The 16,927-nt window shown below is 62.6% G+C and carries 14 protein-coding genes and 3 pseudogenes; 8 read left to right on the forward strand and 9 right to left on the reverse strand.

Annotated elements, in window-relative coordinates; genetic code table 11:
• Window positions 1-72 precede the first annotated feature (72 nt).
• Both MKZ91_RS22960 and MKZ91_RS22965 read left to right on the forward strand, forming a co-directional pair.
• Window positions 73-960: a helix-turn-helix domain-containing protein gene (locus MKZ91_RS22960; RefSeq protein WP_336173362.1), complete on the forward strand. Its 888-nt coding sequence runs from the start codon at window positions 73-75 to the stop codon at window positions 958-960.
• A gap of 107 nt (window positions 961-1,067) precedes the next feature.
• Window positions 1,068-1,706 (forward strand): annotated as a pseudogene (locus MKZ91_RS22965) (cytosine permease); the annotation flags it as partial.
• A 41-nt stretch (window positions 1,707-1,747) separates the two neighbouring features.
• Here MKZ91_RS22965 and MKZ91_RS22970 read toward each other — a convergent pair.
• On the reverse strand, window positions 1,748-2,689 hold the full coding sequence (locus MKZ91_RS22970) for a sterol desaturase family protein (RefSeq protein ID WP_336173363.1): 942 nt from the start codon (window positions 2,687-2,689) through the stop codon (window positions 1,748-1,750).
• A gap of 445 nt (window positions 2,690-3,134) precedes the next feature.
• On the opposite strand from MKZ91_RS22970, the gene MKZ91_RS22975 reads away from it, so the two are divergent.
• The 3 genes and pseudogenes from MKZ91_RS22975 to MKZ91_RS31655 form a co-directional block, all read left to right on the forward strand.
• Window positions 3,135-3,398, forward strand: a complete 264-nt coding sequence (locus MKZ91_RS22975; protein WP_336173364.1) for a hypothetical protein — start codon at window positions 3,135-3,137, stop codon at window positions 3,396-3,398.
• 58 nt (window positions 3,399-3,456) lie between these two features.
• Window positions 3,457-3,717, forward strand: a pseudogene (locus tag MKZ91_RS31650) (amidase family protein); the annotation flags it as partial.
• 110 nt (window positions 3,718-3,827) lie between these two features.
• A pseudogene (locus MKZ91_RS31655) lies at window positions 3,828-3,965 on the forward strand (TetR family transcriptional regulator); the annotation flags it as partial.
• Between the two features lie 400 nt (window positions 3,966-4,365).
• Here the strand turns inward: MKZ91_RS31655 and MKZ91_RS22980 are convergent.
• Window positions 4,366-5,028 (reverse strand): sulfite oxidase-like oxidoreductase, encoded by a 663-nt coding sequence (locus tag MKZ91_RS22980; protein ID WP_336173365.1) that lies wholly within the window; start codon window positions 5,026-5,028, stop codon window positions 4,366-4,368.
• An 87-nt stretch (window positions 5,029-5,115) separates the two neighbouring features.
• Window positions 5,116-5,871: an IclR family transcriptional regulator gene (locus tag MKZ91_RS22985; protein WP_336173366.1), complete on the reverse strand. Its 756-nt coding sequence runs from the start codon at window positions 5,869-5,871 to the stop codon at window positions 5,116-5,118.
• A 177-nt stretch (window positions 5,872-6,048) separates the two neighbouring features.
• Here MKZ91_RS22985 and MKZ91_RS22990 point away from each other — a divergent pair, with 177 nt between their 5' ends.
• From MKZ91_RS22990 to pcaF, 3 genes are read left to right on the forward strand one after another with little or no spacing between them, the layout of a single operon-like run.
• Entirely contained in the window at window positions 6,049-6,909 is an 861-nt protein-coding gene (locus tag MKZ91_RS22990; RefSeq protein ID WP_336173367.1) for a CoA transferase subunit A, read from the forward strand.
• A 10-nt stretch (window positions 6,910-6,919) separates the two neighbouring features.
• Window positions 6,920-7,702: a CoA-transferase subunit beta gene (locus MKZ91_RS22995; protein ID WP_336173368.1), complete on the forward strand. Its 783-nt coding sequence runs from the start codon at window positions 6,920-6,922 to the stop codon at window positions 7,700-7,702.
• Window positions 7,702-8,907, forward strand: a complete 1,206-nt coding sequence (gene pcaF, locus MKZ91_RS23000) for a 3-oxoadipyl-CoA thiolase (RefSeq protein ID WP_336173369.1) — start codon at window positions 7,702-7,704, stop codon at window positions 8,905-8,907. The genes MKZ91_RS22995 and pcaF overlap by 1 nt, the downstream gene beginning before the upstream one ends.
• 110 nt (window positions 8,908-9,017) lie before the next feature.
• On the opposite strand, the gene MKZ91_RS23005 is transcribed toward pcaF, so the two are convergent.
• The 6 genes from MKZ91_RS23005 to MKZ91_RS23030 all read right to left on the reverse strand — a co-directional run bounded on the left by MKZ91_RS23005 (window position 9,018) and on the right by MKZ91_RS23030 (window position 16,917).
• Window positions 9,018-11,030 carry a beta-galactosidase gene (locus MKZ91_RS23005; protein ID WP_336173370.1) on the reverse strand — a complete coding sequence of 671 codons (2,013 nt, stop codon included), beginning with the start codon at window positions 11,028-11,030 and terminating at the stop codon, window positions 9,018-9,020.
• A gap of 119 nt (window positions 11,031-11,149) precedes the next feature.
• Window positions 11,150-12,184 (reverse strand): LacI family DNA-binding transcriptional regulator, encoded by a 1,035-nt coding sequence (locus tag MKZ91_RS23010; protein ID WP_336173371.1) that lies wholly within the window; start codon window positions 12,182-12,184, stop codon window positions 11,150-11,152.
• Between the two features lie 14 nt (window positions 12,185-12,198).
• Complete coding sequence (locus tag MKZ91_RS23015) at window positions 12,199-13,902, reverse strand: amylo-alpha-1,6-glucosidase (protein ID WP_336173372.1); 1,704 nt, start codon at window positions 13,900-13,902, stop codon at window positions 12,199-12,201.
• A 4-nt stretch (window positions 13,903-13,906) separates the two neighbouring features.
• On the reverse strand, window positions 13,907-14,719 hold the full coding sequence (locus MKZ91_RS23020; RefSeq protein WP_043625687.1) for a carbohydrate ABC transporter permease: 813 nt from the start codon (window positions 14,717-14,719) through the stop codon (window positions 13,907-13,909).
• Window positions 14,712-15,668 (reverse strand): carbohydrate ABC transporter permease, encoded by a 957-nt coding sequence (locus MKZ91_RS23025; protein ID WP_336173373.1) that lies wholly within the window; start codon window positions 15,666-15,668, stop codon window positions 14,712-14,714. Before MKZ91_RS23025 ends, MKZ91_RS23020 begins: the two co-directional genes overlap by 8 nt.
• 19 nt (window positions 15,669-15,687) lie before the next feature.
• Window positions 15,688-16,917, reverse strand: a complete 1,230-nt coding sequence (locus MKZ91_RS23030) for an ABC transporter substrate-binding protein (protein ID WP_336173374.1) — start codon at window positions 16,915-16,917, stop codon at window positions 15,688-15,690.
• Window positions 16,918-16,927 lie beyond the last annotated feature (10 nt).

The following is a 16,927-nucleotide window of genomic DNA, read 5'->3' on the forward strand; positions in this document are numbered from 1 at the left end:
GCAGACCCCGCCCTCAATGGACAAATCGCCCAAGAAATTGCACAAATCGAACATGCCTCACGAATATTCGACATGAAGAAGTCGGTTCCGACCTACGAACTCTACGGCGAAAAGACCGGAGAACGGCCGGATTTTTGGCTGCATTGCGAGACCATTCCATCAAGAAGCAGCCTCTACCATTGGGAAATCGGCCTGCACCGGCACGAAAGCTTCTTTCAGATCTTGTACATTGCCGCAGGCTCCGGAGATGCCGTGTTCGGCAATGCGGTGCACACGATCGAAGCGCCTGTCGTCATCACGGTTCCGCCGGCGCTCGGCCACGGCTTCCGCTTCTCCCGCGACATCGACGGCTTCGTCTTCACCATCCTTGCCTCGCACTTGAAGGTGTTGCCGGGCGAACGCAGCCGGCTCGGCACATGGATGGCGACGCCACGGCTCACCCCACTCGATGGCAGCGAGGACGCACGCTATGTTGCCGCGACGCTTGCGCGCCTGGCTGCCGAATGGGAAGCCAACCGCAGCAATCGCACCGATTTACTGGATGCCTATCTGACGACCGTCCTGACGCTGACGGCGCGCCTCGACGAGGCGGGAGACGGCCGGGATGATGCCGCCGACAGCGATAGCGAACAAAGGGTCCAGCGCTTCTTGGCCCTCCTGCAACAGCACCACCGCTCGCATTGGCCGGCGGCTGCCTATGCCCGCGAACTCGGCCTGTCGCTTACCCACCTCAACCGCATCACCCGCGCCGTCACGGGCCTTAGTGCCCACGATATGATCTCGAGAAAGCTTGTCGGCGAAGCCAGGCGCGAGCTCGTTTTCACCCGCGCCAGCGTGCAGGAAATCAGCTTTCGCCTCGGGTTTTCCGACCCTGCCTACTTTTCCCGTTTTTTCCTGCGCCAGACCGGCATGACGCCCCGCGCCTGGCGGCTGGCCGAACGCGAGCGGCTCGGCGCATAAGACAATACGCCTCCCGCGCTGCATCGCGGCGGTTGACCCGCAAGCCCTTCGCGAAATTGTATACAATCCAAAAACACTTTTGCAACGACTCAAAGGGCAATCTCTGAGGCTTGCCGATCAACCTGCTCGCCTTCTGCCTCGTTGCCGGCGTGACGACGACGGCGGCATTTGCCGTCTACGGCGAAGTGCTGCTGCATCCGGACCAGATCTCGGCGAAGTTCGACAGCTGGTTCCTGGCCTTGCTTGCGGCACTCACCTTTGCGGTGGCGACGCTCGGTATCAACGTGGTGGCAAACTTCGTCTCGCCCGCCTTCGACTTCGCCAACGTCTTTCCCCGGCAGATCAACTTCAAGCGTGGCGGCTACATCGCCGCCCTGATTGCGCTGATCCTCTACCCCTTCGCGCCGTGGGAAACGGGGGCCGCGCATTTCGTCAACTTCATCGGCTCGACCATGGGGCCGATCTTCGGGGTGATGATGGTGGATTACTATCTGATCCGGAAGACGCAGCTCAACGTCGAGGCGCTCTACCACGAGGATGGTGAATTCCGCTTCCAGGGCGGGTGGCACGGCAACGCCTTCATCGCCTTTGCGATCGGCGCGCTGTTCTCTTCGATCCTGCCGACCTTCACCAACATTCTTCCGAGCTGGTGGGGTACCTATGGCTGGTTCTTCGGCGTCGCCATCGGCGGGTCGACCTATTACGTCCTAAGGATCGGCGCCCGCAAACCGGCCTTTGCGTCCTGACCACTCTGCCGTGCCCGGTTTGACGATCGGGCACGGCTCAATCACGAGCTTCGCTTGGTGCGTCCGAGGATCTGACGCACGCCCTCTTTGGTGAAGGGCTGCGCCAACTGTTTCAAAAACCCCTCGGCAATCTCACCCTTGATGCCGATATCGGTCGAGGATGGCCGGTCGGGATTGTAGTAGGTACCGAACAGCAGATCCCAGACGACGACGTTTTCGCCATAGTTCATGTTGCCTTCGCGAAGGTCTTTCGAGTGATGCCAGCGATGGAGCCGCGGGGTGCTGAAGACGAAATCGAACAGGCCTGTTCTCATATCGACGTTGCAGTGGGTGAGAATGCCGATGAACGCGCTGACGGCCCCGAGCCACCAGAAGACCGGCAGCGGCGCACCGAGGCAATAAAGCGGCACCTGGCTCATGGCGACCTTGAACAGGGAATCGGCGACATGAAATCGGCCGGTATTGATCACCCAGAGCCTGGTGACGCTGTGGTGCAGCGCGTGGAAACGCCAGAAAAACAGCCGCTCATGGGCAATTCGATGTGACCAGTAAAGGCCGAATTCGGCAATCACCACCCCCAGCGCAACCTGTACCGGCATCGGCCAGGCCGAAGGCCAGATGCTGAACTGGAAAGCGGCGAGCGGCTGCAGAATGTTCGCCGCATACATCGGAAAGACAACGGCGATCAGGCCGGCGAGGTGCAGCAACCCCTTCGTCGTGAGCGTGTGGCCGATGTCATTCACGGTCTCGCCATCAGACTGAAGCCAGAGCTTCTCGTAGGGGATATACCGTTCGAGAACATAGAGACCAAAGACCGCGGCGGCATAAACGGCCGCAAAAGCAAGCATCGGATGGGCGCTTGCGAACGCAAAGGACGACCCGAGCAGTCCCAGGAAGAACACCAGCGGCCAGGACAGATAGCGCAGCAGCCTCCTGAACGGTTCCTGGGTCTTCGACACGGCGTTTTCATGTTCTGCAACCATCAACGGCGCTCCATGCAATCCAGCAGTTCCCTGCACGTCCGCGCGCGGCCATTGCTGATCCGCCCATAGGAACAGGCGTCGAGGCGATAGTCCTCTTCGAACCCACGCCCCCCGTAACGCCCGTACATGCGCCTGATCTCGGCGCAGGTTCGTGGTTCTCCATCACTTAGCCGACCATCACGACAGGGATCGTACAGTTGCTGAACGGTCCGATGCGGATTGCCCGCAATCCACAACCCTTGCTCGTCAGCCTGCCGCGATCCCGCGCCGAACAAAACCAGCCACATTGGTAAAACCGCCAGTCGCATCGTCGACGTCCTTGCTTGAACCATTGCGACGAGCCTTGCTGGCGATCGATTGCACGAGCATTGCGGGCGATCGGAGGATGCAACCGTCAGCGCCAGGGGCAACCAACCATTGATGACGAACGGATGCGCAAAGGCCGTTGCGCATTGGCATCTATCGCCGCGACGCCTTTGGACACGGCGTCTCGGCAGCGGCAAAAGACGCGCTGGATACCGCTGTCACTCTCTGCGAGGCACTCGGCCACAACGTGGTCGAATGCCAGGGACCAGCGGTCGACGCGCGCGAAACGAGCCGCGCTTTTTTCGCGCTGACGGGTGTCGCCCTTGGCGGCCTGTTCGACCAGCTCTCCGGCATGATGGGCGCTGCCTTTGAGGAAAAGCTGTTCGAGCCCTATACGGTTTGAACTCGTCCGGCGTGCGAGAGAGTTGCCGGCATCCTCGGTGAGCGAGGCCATCAAGGCAATGTTCATCGCCGAGGAAAGCGCAAACCGGAGGATCGCTTCCTTCGATGTGCTCTTTTCGCCAACCGTCCCTTTCGTCGCATTCCCGCTCGCGCAACAGGAGCCGACTGAGGACCCCGATCACCTCATCGCCTTCACTGAATGCCTCGCCGGCTTCACCAATGTTGCGTCCTTTGCCGGATGGCCGGCGATGTCGGTCCTGCTCTTCTGGTCAAAGGAAGGCCTGCCGGTCGGCTGCCATTTCGCCGCGGGAACTGGCGAGGACGCCCTGCTCTTCTCGCTTGCGTTTCAACTGGAAGAGGCCGCACCCTGGCAGCCTCGACTCACCGAGCTTGCAGAAAGGCTCTCATGCCTCAGCGCCTCAAAGAGGAGATGCGCGAGCGCATCCTTGCTGCGGCAGCGGCCGTGTTTGCGGAACAAGGCTTCGAACGGGCGAAGCTGCTCGACATGGCGCAACTGGCCGGGACCACTTCGAGCAATATCTACAAATACGTCACCGACAAGGAGGCGCTCTTTTACGAGATCGTCACGCCGACGCGCGCAGCGCAACTTCCGCGGTTGCTGCGCGCCCGCGTGCGCGAACTGCGGCTTGTGGTGCTGATCATGCTTCGCGGCGCCGAAGGCACACGCTACGCCCATGTTCGGGAACTGATGATCCTGGAGATGGTTCGGCTCGGCTCACGATATGTAGTCGATACGAGCTGCCAGGAAGCGCTCACCCCATTGATGCGCTTCATGCTCGCACGCACCTTCACCCGAATGATCGACACCATCGCCGATACGCTCGGCGCCTACGCTGACGGACCGTCCATTCAGGCAGCGACTGCACTCTTCTGGCGCTATCAGTTGGCAGGACTGCAATCGCTCCTGGATCCGCCGGGCACCAGCGAGCGCTCACTCGAATCCGCCGTCAGTCGCCCGAATAGCGCTCCTCGCGCCAGGGATCGCCGCGCATATGGTAGCCGTTCCGCTCCCAGAAGCCGGCCATGTCGCCGGCGCGAAAATCGATGCGTGTCAGCCACTTGGCGCTCTTCCAGAGATAGAGATGCGGAACGACGAGGCGCATCGGCCCGCCATGGGTGCGGCTGATCGGCTGGCCCTCCCAGTCGGTTGCAAGAATCGCGTCCTCGGAGGCGAAATCCGCAAGCGGCATGTTGGTGGTGTAGCCGTCGTAGCTCGTCAGCAGCACATGGCTCGCCTCGGGCTTCGGCATCACCTGGTCGAGCAGATCGCGCACCGCCACGCCTTGCCAGTGGTTGTCATAGCGCGACCAGGTGGTGACGCAATGCATGTCGGAGAGACGGTCGCTCTGCGGCAGCGCCTTGAAGCCGGCCCAGCCGAGCGAGAGGGGATGCTCAACGTGACCCGAAATGTCGAGGCGCCAGTTCTCCGTCCGGATCACAGGTTGCTGCCCGAGATCGAGCACGGGCCAGTCCTTCACCAGGTGCTGTCCGGGCGGCAGACGCTCCTCCTGCGGACGCGCGATCCGTCCGGTCAGGAACTTTCCATCCGCAGCCCAGCGTCGTTTCGTCGTCGTCAGTTTGAGTTCCGGTGGATGCTTCTCGTCGCTCATGAACTTTGCTCCCCAGCCCCAATTCACTCACCAAGCGGAATAAGAAGGGCGCCGTTCCGCAACGTCAAGCGCGGGGGCGCAAGGTTGTCATCTCAACACTAACCGCAGAGCGCCCTGCGTTTCCTTCAGCAGCGGCAGGTAGCGCTCCACCATCTCCGCCGCCGGCACATGCGCCGCTGGCGCACCGATATTAATTGCGGCAATGATCCGCCCGCGGTCGTTTTCGAGCGGCACGGCGATCGAGCAGAGGCCGAGTTCCAGCTCCTGATCGATGAGAGCATAGCCCTGCTCACGCACGCAGCGAAACTCGGCGATCAGTACGTCCGGGTCGGTCTTCGTATAAGGCGTGTTCGCCTTCAGGGTCGAGCGCGACAGGATTTCGCGCGCCTCCTGCTCCGGCAATGCCGCAAGCCACACGCGCCCCATGGAGGCGCAATAGGCAGGTAGCCGCGAACCGGTCGTCAGGTTGATCGACATGACCCGTTTTTGCGAGGCACGCGCTATATAGACGATTTCGGTGCCATCAAGCACCGAGGCCGAAGCGCTCTGCCCGGCGCGCTCCGAAAGCTGATCGAGATAGGGCTGGATGATCGTCGGCAGCGGCGTTGCCGACAGATAGGCATGGCCGAGCCGCAAGATCTTTGGCGTTAGCGCGAAGAACTTGCCGTCGTAGTCGGCATAGCCAAGCTCGGAAAGCGTCAACAGCGAACGCCTGACCGTCGCCCGGTCGAGGCCGGTGATCTTCGATGCCTCGGCGATCGACAGCTTCGGACGTGTTTCGTCGAAGGCCTCGATCACCGTCAGCCCGCGGGCAAATCCACTGACGAAATCAGTCTCACGCATCACCGTCCCCTCCAAATATCACGACGCGATTTTGTGCGATATACGAACAAAAGTCAAATATCGCACAAAATATTTGACCGTTCCGTTCGATCGGCGCTTACTGGCTCGCGAAAGAGGAGGCGCCCGCGGCCGACAGGACCGCAGCCGCTAACACAACAGAAGACGAAGAGAGGAAACATGGCGAAGATCGTTTCGCTCGCCGAGGCCGTCGGCGACAATGTCAGGGATGGCGATACCGTCGCCATGGAAGGCTTCACCCACCTGATCCCCTATGCCGCCGGTCACGAAGTGATCCGCCAGGGCCGCAAGGATCTCTATCTCGTGCGCATGACGCCCGACATTCTCTACGATCAGCTGATCGGTGTGGGTGCCGCGCGCGGCATGAAGTTCTCCTGGGGTGGCAACCCCGGCGTCGGCTCGCTGCACCGCTTCCGCGATGCGGTCGAAAACCAATGGCCGCGGCCGCTCGAAATCGAAGAGCATTCCCATGCGGCCATGGCCAACGCCTATGAAGCCGGCGCTGCCAACCTGCCGTTTGCGACGCTCCGCGGCTATATCGGCGCCGACCTGCCGAAGGTGAACCCCAACATCAAGTCGGTCACTTGCCCGTTCACCGGCGAAGTGATCGCCGCCGTTCCGGCGATCCGCCCCGACGTCACGATCATCCATGCGCAGCGCGCCGACAGGAAGGGCAACGTGCTGATCGAAGGCATCGTCGGTGTGCAGAAGGAGGCGGTGCTTGCCGCCAGGCGCTCGATCGTCACCGTCGAGGAAATCGTCGACGAACTGAACCCGCCGTCGCCCAACTCGCTCGTCTTGCCGAGCTGGGCAGTCACGGCGGTTGCCCATGTTCCGGGCGGCGCCTTCCCGTCCTATGCGCACGGCTATTATCCGCGCTCCAACGCCTTCTATATCGGCTGGGACGAAATCGCCCGCGACCGCGACCGTTTCACCGCCTGGATCAAGGAAAACGTGCTCGATGCCAAGCCGGAAGACTTTGCCAAGCACGCCGGCGGCCGAGCGGCAAAAGCGGCCTGAGGAGGATAGCATGAGCGATTTTACCCCCACCGAAATGATGACGATTGCCGCTGCCCGGGCGCTTTCCAACGACGACGTATGCTTCGTCGGCATCGGCGCGCCTTCGGCCGCCTGCAACGTCGCGCGGCTGACGCATGCGCCCGACATCACCCTGATCTATGAAAGCGGTACGGTCGGCACCAAGCCGGACGTACTGCCGCTCTCGATCGGAGACGGAGAACTCTGCGACACGGCGCTCTTCACCGTCTCGGTGCCCGAGATGTTCCGTTACTGGCTGCAGGGTGGGCGCATTACCACCGGTTTCCTCGGCGGCGCGCAGATCGACAGGTTCGCCAATCTCAACACCACCGTCGTGGGCCCCTACGACCATCCGAAGGTTCGCCTGCCCGGCGGCGGCGGCGCACCGGAAATCGCCTCCAATTGCGGACGGATCTTCATTACCATGGCGCTGTCGAAGCGCGGCTTCGTCGAGAAGCTGCCCTTCATCACCTCGATGGGGCACGGCGAAGGCGGTAACCACCGCGAACGGCTGGGCATGAAGACCAAAGGGCCGACCCGCGTCATCACCGACCTTTGCATCCTCGAGCCGGATCCTGAGACCAAGGAACTGACCGTCGTTTCGATCCATCCGGGCGTGACGCGCGATCAGATCGTCGAGAATTGCGGTTGGGCGATCAGGTTCGCTGACGAGGTGATCGAAACGCCGGCGCCGACGGAACTGGAATTGACCACCCTTCGCGACATCAATGCCCGCACCAAGAAGGCGCACCAGGGCAACAAGGAGGCTGCATGATGGCCGAGGCTTTCATCTGCGATTACATCCGCACCCCGATCGGCCGCTTCGGCGGCGCGCTTTCCTCCGTCCGGGCCGACGATCTCGGCGCGATCCCGCTGAAGGCGCTGGTCGAACGCAACGCCGATGTCGACTGGGACGCGGTCGATGACGTGATCTTCGGCTGCGCCAATCAGGCGGGCGAAGACAACCGCAATGTCGCGCGCATGTCGCTGCTTCTCGCCGGCCTGCCGGTCGGTGTTTCCGGCACGACGATCAACCGGCTCTGCGGCTCCGGCATGGATGCGGTGATTGCAGCGGCTCGGGCCGTCCGCGCAGGCGAGGCCGAACTGATGATCGCCGGTGGCGTCGAGAGCATGTCGCGCGCACCCTTCGTGATGCCGAAGGCCGACACAGCGTTTTCGCGCAACGCCGAAATCTACGACACCACCATCGGCTGGCGCTTCATCAATCCCCTGATGAAGAAGCAGTACGGCGTCGACTCCATGCCGGAGACCGGTGAAAACGTCGCCGCCGACTTCCACGTCAGCCGCGAGGACCAGGACGCCTTTGCCGTCAGAAGCCAGGCGAAGGCCGCCGCCGCGCAAGGCAATGGCCGGCTGGCCAAGGAGATCGTCTCGGTGACGATCCCGCAGCGAAAGGGCGAGCCTGTCGTCGTCGATCGTGACGAGCACCCGCGCGCAACGACGATGGAAGCGCTCGCCAAGCTCGGCACGCCCTTCAAAAAGGAAGGCGGCACGGTGACGGCCGGCAACGCCTCCGGCGTCAACGACGGCGCCACCGCGTTGATCATCGCCTCGGAAGCGGCGATCAAGAAATACGGCCTGCGGCCGATCGCGCGTATTCTCGGCGGTGCAACCGCCGGCGTGCCGCCACGCATCATGGGCATGGGGCCGGCGCCGGCGTCGAAGAAGCTGATGGCACGACTTGGGCTCAAGCAGTCGCAATTCGATGTCATCGAACTCAACGAGGCCTTCGCCTCACAAGGGCTCGCCGTTCTGCGCGATCTCGGCATTGCCGACGACGACCCACGCGTCAACCGCAACGGCGGCGCGATCGCGCTTGGTCACCCGCTCGGCATGTCCGGCGCCCGCATCACCGGCACCGCCGCACTGGAACTGCAGGAAACCGGCGGACGCTATTCGCTCTCCACCATGTGCATCGGCGTCGGCCAGGGCATAGCGGTGGCGCTGGAACGGGTCTGACCGCGGAAACAGTGCCGTATGAAACGCAAAGAGCCCGGCCTTGGAGAAGGCCGGGCTCTTTGACTCAGTTCAAACCGGCTCGCTGGCGGGTGCCGCAGCCCAGCGCCCGATCACTCCGACCAGATGGCAACGTCGACGGGGCCGAGCTTGCGGCCTCCGACATGGAAGGTCGCGCCGGCAGGTGCAGGAACATCGACAGCCGTCTTGCCGTAGTTGAAGGCGAAAGCGAGCTTGCCGCGGCGGGTGATGCGCAGGTCCCCGAGATCGGCCAGCGCCTCGACCGAGGCCCACCCGAGCGCGTCGCCGATCACCTTGCCGAGGAAGTCGCCCCGTGCGGCGGTCGCGAGGTAGCGCGCCTTGTCGTTGCCAACGAGCGCCGGGGCGCCATTGCGGTAGTCGCCCTCGAAGGTCGCAAGCACCGTTTCATTGGTTCTGACCGTCTCGCGCCAGACGCCGGCCGGATAGGTCTCGTTGCCATAGAGCACGCTTTCGGCATGGAATTCCGGCAGGGACTCGACGCGCGCGACACTGACGTCGATCAGCGCGGCGAGCGGACCCGGCGGCAAGCCCTCGGGGATGTGCATGTCCTCGGTCTTGCTGCCGCTGCGCGGTCCAAACAGCACCTTGGCACCGGACGCCGCAAGCTTTTCGACGAAGGCCTGATCCGGAATGACGAGATCGGGCGCCAGCACCAGCTGGTAGCCGTCGAGATCCGAGTGCTGGCCGATGATGTCGACATCGATGCCGAAGCGGGCGACGGTCGAGTACCAGTCGAGCGCGATCTGCGAGGCCAGATAGGTGCGGCCCTGCGGCAGCGCCCGGGTCGCCCAGCGCGAATTGTAGTCGAGCAGAAGCGCCACCTTGGCCTTCTCGCGACGCTCGCCCTTCGGCAGCCGCTTCATTTCCTCGGCGACCTGCGCGACCTCGATGTAGCCCTGGTCGGCCTCGCTGTTCGGCAACAGAAGACCGGCATGGAACTGCTCCTGCGCGAAAGGGACCTGGCGCCAGCGGAAATAGGAGACCATGTCGACGCCATGGGCATAGGCAAGCCAGGTCCAGAGACGCACCATGCCGTCGGCCGGCGACTGGTTGTGCGAAGCCCAGTTCACCGGGCCCGGCTGCTGTTCCATCACCCACACGCGGCCGTTGCCGACGGCGCGGTAGAGGTCGTGGTTGAAGGCCGGCTGGTCGGGATCGCCGACGCGCAGGTAGCGCCCCTTGTCGTCCGAGGAGAGCCGGCCGTTGAGCAGACCGCCCATCGGATAGACATCCCAGGAGGCGATATCGATATCCTCGCCCACCTTGTAGTGATCGAAGTCGGTGTTCTGCGACATGAAATTGTGTGTCACCGGACGACCCGGCGAGTGCTTCCGGATGATGTCGACCTGCGCCTTGTTGAAGCTCTTCACCTGATCGGACGAGAAGCGGATGTAGTCGACGATATGGGTCGGGCTTGGTTCTTCCACGAGGTTATTCGGCAGTTCGACCTCGTCGAAGGCCAGGTAGTTCATCGCCCAGAAGGCCGTGCCCCAGGCGCGGTTCAGTTCCTCGACCGTGCCGTAACGTTCGGCCAGCCATTCACGAAAGGCGCGTAGCGCCTCGTCGGAATAGCTGTAGATCGTGTCGTGGTCGCCGTATTCGTTATCGGTCTGCCAAGCATGCACGAAGATGTTCTTGCCGTAGCGCTCGGCCATCGCTTCGGAGATCCGCGCCGCCTCGATGCGATAGCGCCGGCTGGAGAAGCAATAGTGGCGGCGGGCGCCGAACTTGCGCACCACACCCATGACGTCGACGGGCAGGATGTCCGGGTAACGATCGATCAGCCACTTCGGCGGCGCTGCGGTCGGCGTCCCCAGGATCACCTTGAGGCCGGCATTGCCGAGCACCTCGATCGCCTCGTCCAGCCATTCCCAATGGAACTCGCCCGAGCGCGGCTCGATCTTCGCCCAGGCGAATTCACCGATGCGCACCCAGGCAAGGCCGAGCTCGACCATGCGGCGCGCATCCTCTTCCCATTTTTCGCGCGGCCACTGCTCCGGATAGTAGCAGACGCCGAGTTCCAGCATGTCGGTCTGCTGTTCTTTGGCGTTGAAGCGGTTCGATCTGGTCATGGGCATGTGCACGGGGCCGGTCCTTCGTCATGTCATTCGGCCGGTTGGGTCCGGCCTCGGGTTTTGTCTGAGCAGGATATAAACGTTTATATCCCAAGGTATGAGTGGCCGCCCACAAGACGGCCTATTCGTCAACGGTTCGGGTTCAAGCGATCGTCGCAACGCTCGATCAGGTTGGGCATCAAAAGCGTCTGTAGCGCCTCCGGCGGCTCACCCTCCATGCGCCTCAAAATGTAGGCGCCGAGCAGGCTGCTCGGTTCGCTGATCGGCAGGTAATAGGTGGTGATCGGCGGGGCGAAATACTGGCTGACATTGAGATCGTCGGTGGCGTTGATCACCGCATCGCGGCCGTGCACCAGCCCGCGCTCGTGAAAGCCGGAGAAGGCGCCGAGTGCGGAGGCTTCGTTGGCGCAAATATAGGCGGTCGGCGCATTGCTGAGTTCCGACATGGTCAGGACATTCTCGCGGCCAAAGGCGGGCGTCAGCCGCCCATGGGCAACGAGTGCCGGGTCGTAAGCAAGGCCAGCGACTTCAAGGGCACGCTTGTAGGCTTCCAGTCGGGTAATGCCGTAACTCAAGTCCGAGAGTGGGTTGAGCAGCGCGATGCGGCGGTGGCCGCGCTCGACGAGGCGCGCCATCGATACCCGAATCATCTGTTCATTGTCGGCATCGACATAGGCATGCGGGGCGTTGTGGATGCTGGTGCCGTAGGTGACGAAGGGGAAATCGGCCGCCTGCATCGTGCGGATGCGCGGGTCGTCGGCGCGGGTGCCCGAGATGATGATGCCGTCGGCCTTCTTCAAGGACACGATCTGTTTGATGACCGCCTGGCTTTCCTCGAAATTCCGGACGGCATAGAGCGAGACGCGATAGGGGCTGTCTTCCAGCGCCCAGGAAATGCCGCTCAAGAGCTGGGCGTATTCGACGCCTTCCCATTCGTTCTGTTTCGGCCCCGGCGCGGTCATGATGGCGGCGACCTGATAGGTCTTGCCGGTGCGCAGTTGCACGCCATGCATGTTGAGCTCGTAGCCGACACGCTCCGCCGCCTCGATGACGATCGCGCGCGTTTCCGGGCGAACCTGAGGCGAGTGCTTCAGGGCCTTGGACACGGTGGCGATGGAAAGCCCCGTCTCCTGCGCAATGGTCTTGATCGTCGGTCTCTGCATGGCGTCTCAACTCGTCACGGGTTGTCGTCGCTGAGCGATGCCGCCAGCTGAAGATAGACTGCGGATGTCCAGGCGAATGCCCGATCGCGAAGGCCCCTCCCCGAGCGCGCATCGAAGTTTTCGGCCATACCGCTTTTGCTGGCAAGTGAACAGAACTTTTCCGCGACCTCGTGGGCCAGTTCAATCTGCCCTTGCCGGCGAAGGCCGTCCCACAGCAGCATCGTCGTCGGCGCCCAGATCGGCCCGCGCCAGTAGCCGTCGTCCTCATAGAAGGAGCTTTGCGGGCTTTCGGTCGCCGGACCCCATTCGGTGATGAAGCCACCGGCGACAAGACGGGCCACGAGCTTCTGGCGCATCTCAGGCGTCAGCCGCGCGCCAAGCAACAGCGGCATGAACTGGATGAGGTTGTCGCCGGGCAGTATCCGCTCCGGATCGGCGGCCAACCGCGCGCCAAACGTTTCGCCGGTCCAGAGCCGCTCGAACAGCAGGGCCTGCAGCTCGTCGGCCTTTTGCCGCCACATCGCCCGACGTTCGCCATCGTCTTCGAGAAGCTCGGCCAGCGTCTCGCAGGCAAGGATCAGGAAAACGGGCAGATCCGGCGAGATCACCGGGCCGCCCTCGGCAAAGAAGGTGGCATTGTCCCAGCCGCTGTCGTTGCCGTGGAAATAGGACGGCAGGCTCGCCGCATCCTTGCGGCCGTAGCTCAGCCAGTAGTCGACCTGTTTGCCGATGGCATCGCGCAGGTAAGACTTGCGCTCCGTTGTCAGGAAGCCAGGATCGGCAGCCGCGATCAGCGACACTGCCCAGCCGTGCACCGGCGGCTTGGTGAAGGCAAAGAGCACATCGCGGTCGTTGATGTAGTCCGGCAGCAGGCCCGAAACGTCCTGATGATCGAAGATCGCAGCGAACTGGTCGAAGGCGAGATCCGGGTCGAAGGCTGCGACGCCGAGGGCGGAAAAGGCGTTGTCCCAGCTCCAGATGTTGATCATGTGGTTCTTCGACATGTAGATCGCCGGCCGCGTCAGCGCGCCACCGGCGGGAACACCATTGGCCCAGAGCAGATAGCTCGCGAGACGATGCGCCTCGTTCTGGTCGGAAACGCCCTTGGGAACGCAGGCGTGCCATTCGGCAAACTCCGCCGCAGCGCCCGAGAGCGCGTCGGCGAAACGTCCGGGCCTATCGACGGGCGGCACGGTGCGGAAGAAATCGACGTTGCCCTCGAAGGCACCGGCACCCGAGAAAGCGAAGGACACGTCCTCTGAGTGATCGCGCTGCCACGCGCCAGTGACGTTCAGGTCGCCGGTGATCGCTCGCGGGATGAACTTGACGTTCTCGACCGCTGCGACGAGGCAATCCTCGCCGGTCGGCGTGCGGTAGACATAGTCATAGCGGGAGCCCTCCAGATGGAAGCGCACGCCGGCCCGTATGCCGGATACATGCAAGCGTTCCCCCTCGCCGATAACGAAGCTCACCTCGCCCTCGCCGATGCGGGCATCGAGCCGTTCCGGCGAAAGCACGAGCACAGGCGTCACGGTCTTGCCCGCCGCATCGAGAAACTCGACGCGGCAGAGACGACCGAGCGACGGCCGTTCGTCGCCGCCGGCGACGTGACGGAGGTAAAGCGCGCGTTCGCCGTCACGGCCGGGCACCCGCATCATCGAAAGCGTCAGGAACCGGCCCCTGCGGCTGAAGGGCACGGTATCGATATCGAACAGCATGCCGTTATCCCTTCACCGACGAGCCGACCGCGCCATCCATGATGTAGCGCTGGGCGACGAAGAAAAGTGCCAGCGGCGGCAGGCAGAGGATGACGGTGATCGCAGCGATCGAGGTCACGTCCACCTCATGCAGGCCCTTGAACATCGAAAGGCCGAGCGTGAGGGTGTATTTCGACTGGTCGTTGAGGAAGATCAACGGGCCGAGATAGTCGTTCCAGGCGTTCATGAAGTGGAAGGTGCCGACCAGCACCAGCGCCGGCATCATCAGCGGCAGATGGATGCGCCAGTAGATGTCGAAGGCATTGGCGCCGTCCATGCGGGCCGCCTCGTCGATCTCCATCGGCACAGTCATGATGTACTGGCGCAGCAGGAAGACGAAGAAGGCGTCGGCGAAGTAGGCGGGCACGATCAACGGCTTCAGCGTGTTGATCCAGCCGAGCAGGTTGAACTCCATGTAGAGCGGGATCATCTTCACGTCCCACGGGATCATCATTGTCGCAAGCAACAGGATGAACAGCGGGTCGCGGCCGGGGAAGCGGAAGCGGGCAAAGCCATAGGCAACCAGCGACGAGGAAATGAGCTGGCCGATGGTCGACAGCACCACCACGATCAGCGAGTTGGTGAGATAGGTGCCGAAGGGCTGCTTGTTCCAGGCGGCGGCAAAATTCTCCCAGTGCCATTCCGACGGCCAGAAGACCGGCGGGAACTGGTAGAGCTCGGCTGAGCTTTTGATCGCCGTCATGAAGGTCCAGTAGAACGGCGCGATGAACAGCGCCGAGAGCAGGATGAGCGCGGAATAGAGCAGCGTCTTACGCATTGTTCTCTCCATCGTTCTGGCGCACTTCGCCTTCGTAATAGACCCAGGCGGCCGACCAGCGCATGACGCCGAGGCTGAGCAGAAGCACGATGATGAACATCACCCAGGAGCCGGCGGCGGCGTAGCCCATGTCGAAATACTTGAAGGCGTTATCGTAGATGTACATGGCGAAGAAATAGGTGGAGCCGAGCGGGCCGCCCTTGGTCAGAAGCAGAGCGATCGTCAGCTGCTGGAAGGCGGAGATGATCGAGGTGATGAAGGTGAAGAGCAGCATCGGCCCGAGCATCGGCAGGGTGATGAAGACCATCTGCGCCCAGCCGGGAACGCCGGAGACGGTCGCCGCTTCATAGAGTTCCTTCGGGATCGCTTTCAGACCGGTCAGAAGGATCAACATGGTGCCGCCGAGACCCCAGAGACTGGCGATGATGATCGCGACGATCGCAAGGTTCGGGTCGCCGAGCCAGTTCGGCCCGTCGATGCCGACGAAGGACAGCATGAAGTTCAAGAGGCCGTATTCCCGGCTGTAGATCCAGCTCCAGATCGTCACCAGGGCGACGCCGGAAATGACGCTCGGCAGGTAGAATGCGGTGCGGAAGAAGCCGCTGGCAAAGGTGATGTGATGCAGCATCAGTGCCAGGAGGAACGACATCACGATGTTGAAGGGCACGTAGATCGCCGCGAACTTCACCGTGATCCAGAGGCTTTCCCAGAACTGCGGGTCCTCGAACAGCATGGAACGATAGTTCTCAAGCCCGACGAAGCTGCGCTCGCCGACGACAGGCCAGTCGTAGAAGCTCATCGTCAAGGAAAAGACGAGCGGGCCGAGCGTGAAGAACAGGAACCCGAGGATCCACGGGGAAATGAACAGATAGGCGACGATGTGGCGGGCAAACGCCGAGCGCTTGCGCTTCTCCACCGCCGGCGTTGCCGCTGCATAGGTCATGTCCATCTCCCCGCGCTCCCTCTTCTTACTTGACCAGACGCTTCGAACGCGCGACCGCATCGTCGAGATGCTGCTTGGCATTGCCCTGGTCGATCATCGTCGCCTCGATGGCGCGGGCGAGATTGTCCTGGACCTTGCCCCAGTTGGCGTTCTTCAGGAACGCGTGCGTCTCAGAGTTGGAGGTGGCGAGAATGTCGAAGAAGGGCTTGTAGATCGGATCCTTGGTCATGCCCTTTTCTTCCGCGACGCTGGTGCGCACCGGCAGGTCGTTGACGCGCATGGCGACGGCTTCCGGCGACGAGAAGAACTTGACGAATTCCCAGGCGAGATCCGGATGGGCCGCGTCCTTGGCAATCGAGATTGCCGAAACGCCGAGTGCGGAATGGGCGGTCTTGTCGCCGAACTTCGGCAGCGGCGCCACGCCATACTTGATGCCGGATGCGTCGATGCCGGACTTCGACCACATGGCGCTCTGGAACATGGCGATCTTGCCACCCTTGAACAGCGTGCTGCCGGACGTATCGTCGCCAAGGTTGAGCGTGATCGCTTCCTGCGTCTTGGCCATGTCGGCGAACATGTCGAGCACCTGCGCGGCCGCATCGCTGTTCATGTAGCCGTCGATCTTCTTGCCATCGTCGGAAATGTACTTCGTGCCGTTCGACCAGAGGAACTGTTCGAAGTCGTAGGGGTCGGGCTTGGCGTCGACGGCAAAGCCATAGACCTTGTTCGGCTCGTCGCGGAACTTGGCGGCCTTGGCGCGCAGGTCGTCCCAGGTCCAGCCGTCCTTCGGCTCCTCGACGCCGGCCTTGGCGAACATGTCCTTGTTGTAGAAGACCACTTGCGTGGTGAAGCCCGAGGGCATGCCGTAGGTCTTGCCCTCGACACGCACCGTGTTCATCAGGCCCTTGGGGAAATCATCCGGCTTGATCTCGGCCGCGCCCTTGGCGATCAGATCATCGAGCGGCTTCAGCGAAGTATAATACTGCGGGAAGTTCCACATATACATGACATCCGGCGGGTTGCCGGCGCCGAAGGCGGCGATCAGCTTCTGGTCGTAGCCGTCTGCATAGGGTTCGACCTGGACTTTCACGCCCGGGTGCTTTTCCTCGAACTTCTTGGCGATTTCCTGCTGGATCGCCAGGCTTTCGTCCGTGTCCCAGGTCGCAAAACGCAAGATCTCTTCTGCGCGGGCCGTCGCGGTTCCGGCCATCGCCAGAACCATCAGCGAGCCGATGATCGACTTCCTGTTGAGCATGCTTCTCCTC

Origin of the sequence: Ensifer sp. MJa1 (assembly GCF_037026475.1) — a bacterium.
In the GTDB taxonomy this organism is placed as follows: Bacteria; Pseudomonadota; Alphaproteobacteria; order Rhizobiales; family Rhizobiaceae; genus Ensifer.

What these genes read in the sequence shown, in the direction of transcription:
- MKZ91_RS22960 (WP_336173362.1), top strand. Translation starts at nt 73, where the DNA reads ATGAAGAAGTCGGTTCCGACCTACGAACTCTACGGCGAAAAGACCGGA.
- MKZ91_RS22970 (WP_336173363.1), bottom strand. Translation starts at nt 2,689, where the DNA reads ATGGTTGCAGAACATGAAAACGCCGTGTCGAAGACCCAGGAACCGTTC.
- MKZ91_RS22980 (WP_336173365.1), bottom strand. Translation starts at nt 5,028, where the DNA reads ATGAGCGACGAGAAGCATCCACCGGAACTCAAACTGACGACGACGAAA.
- MKZ91_RS22985 (WP_336173366.1), bottom strand. Translation starts at nt 5,871, where the DNA reads ATGCGTGAGACTGATTTCGTCAGTGGATTTGCCCGCGGGCTGACGGTG.
- MKZ91_RS22990 (WP_336173367.1), top strand. Translation starts at nt 6,049, where the DNA reads ATGGCGAAGATCGTTTCGCTCGCCGAGGCCGTCGGCGACAATGTCAGG.
- MKZ91_RS22995 (WP_336173368.1), top strand. Translation starts at nt 6,920, where the DNA reads ATGAGCGATTTTACCCCCACCGAAATGATGACGATTGCCGCTGCCCGG.
- pcaF (WP_336173369.1), top strand. Translation starts at nt 7,702, where the DNA reads ATGGCCGAGGCTTTCATCTGCGATTACATCCGCACCCCGATCGGCCGC.
- MKZ91_RS23010 (WP_336173371.1), bottom strand. Translation starts at nt 12,184, where the DNA reads ATGCAGAGACCGACGATCAAGACCATTGCGCAGGAGACGGGGCTTTCC.
- MKZ91_RS23015 (WP_336173372.1), bottom strand. Translation starts at nt 13,902, where the DNA reads ATGCTGTTCGATATCGATACCGTGCCCTTCAGCCGCAGGGGCCGGTTC.
- MKZ91_RS23020 (WP_043625687.1), bottom strand. Translation starts at nt 14,719, where the DNA reads ATGCGTAAGACGCTGCTCTATTCCGCGCTCATCCTGCTCTCGGCGCTG.
- MKZ91_RS23025 (WP_336173373.1), bottom strand. Translation starts at nt 15,668, where the DNA reads ATGGACATGACCTATGCAGCGGCAACGCCGGCGGTGGAGAAGCGCAAG.
- MKZ91_RS23030 (WP_336173374.1), bottom strand. Translation starts at nt 16,917, where the DNA reads ATGCTCAACAGGAAGTCGATCATCGGCTCGCTGATGGTTCTGGCGATG.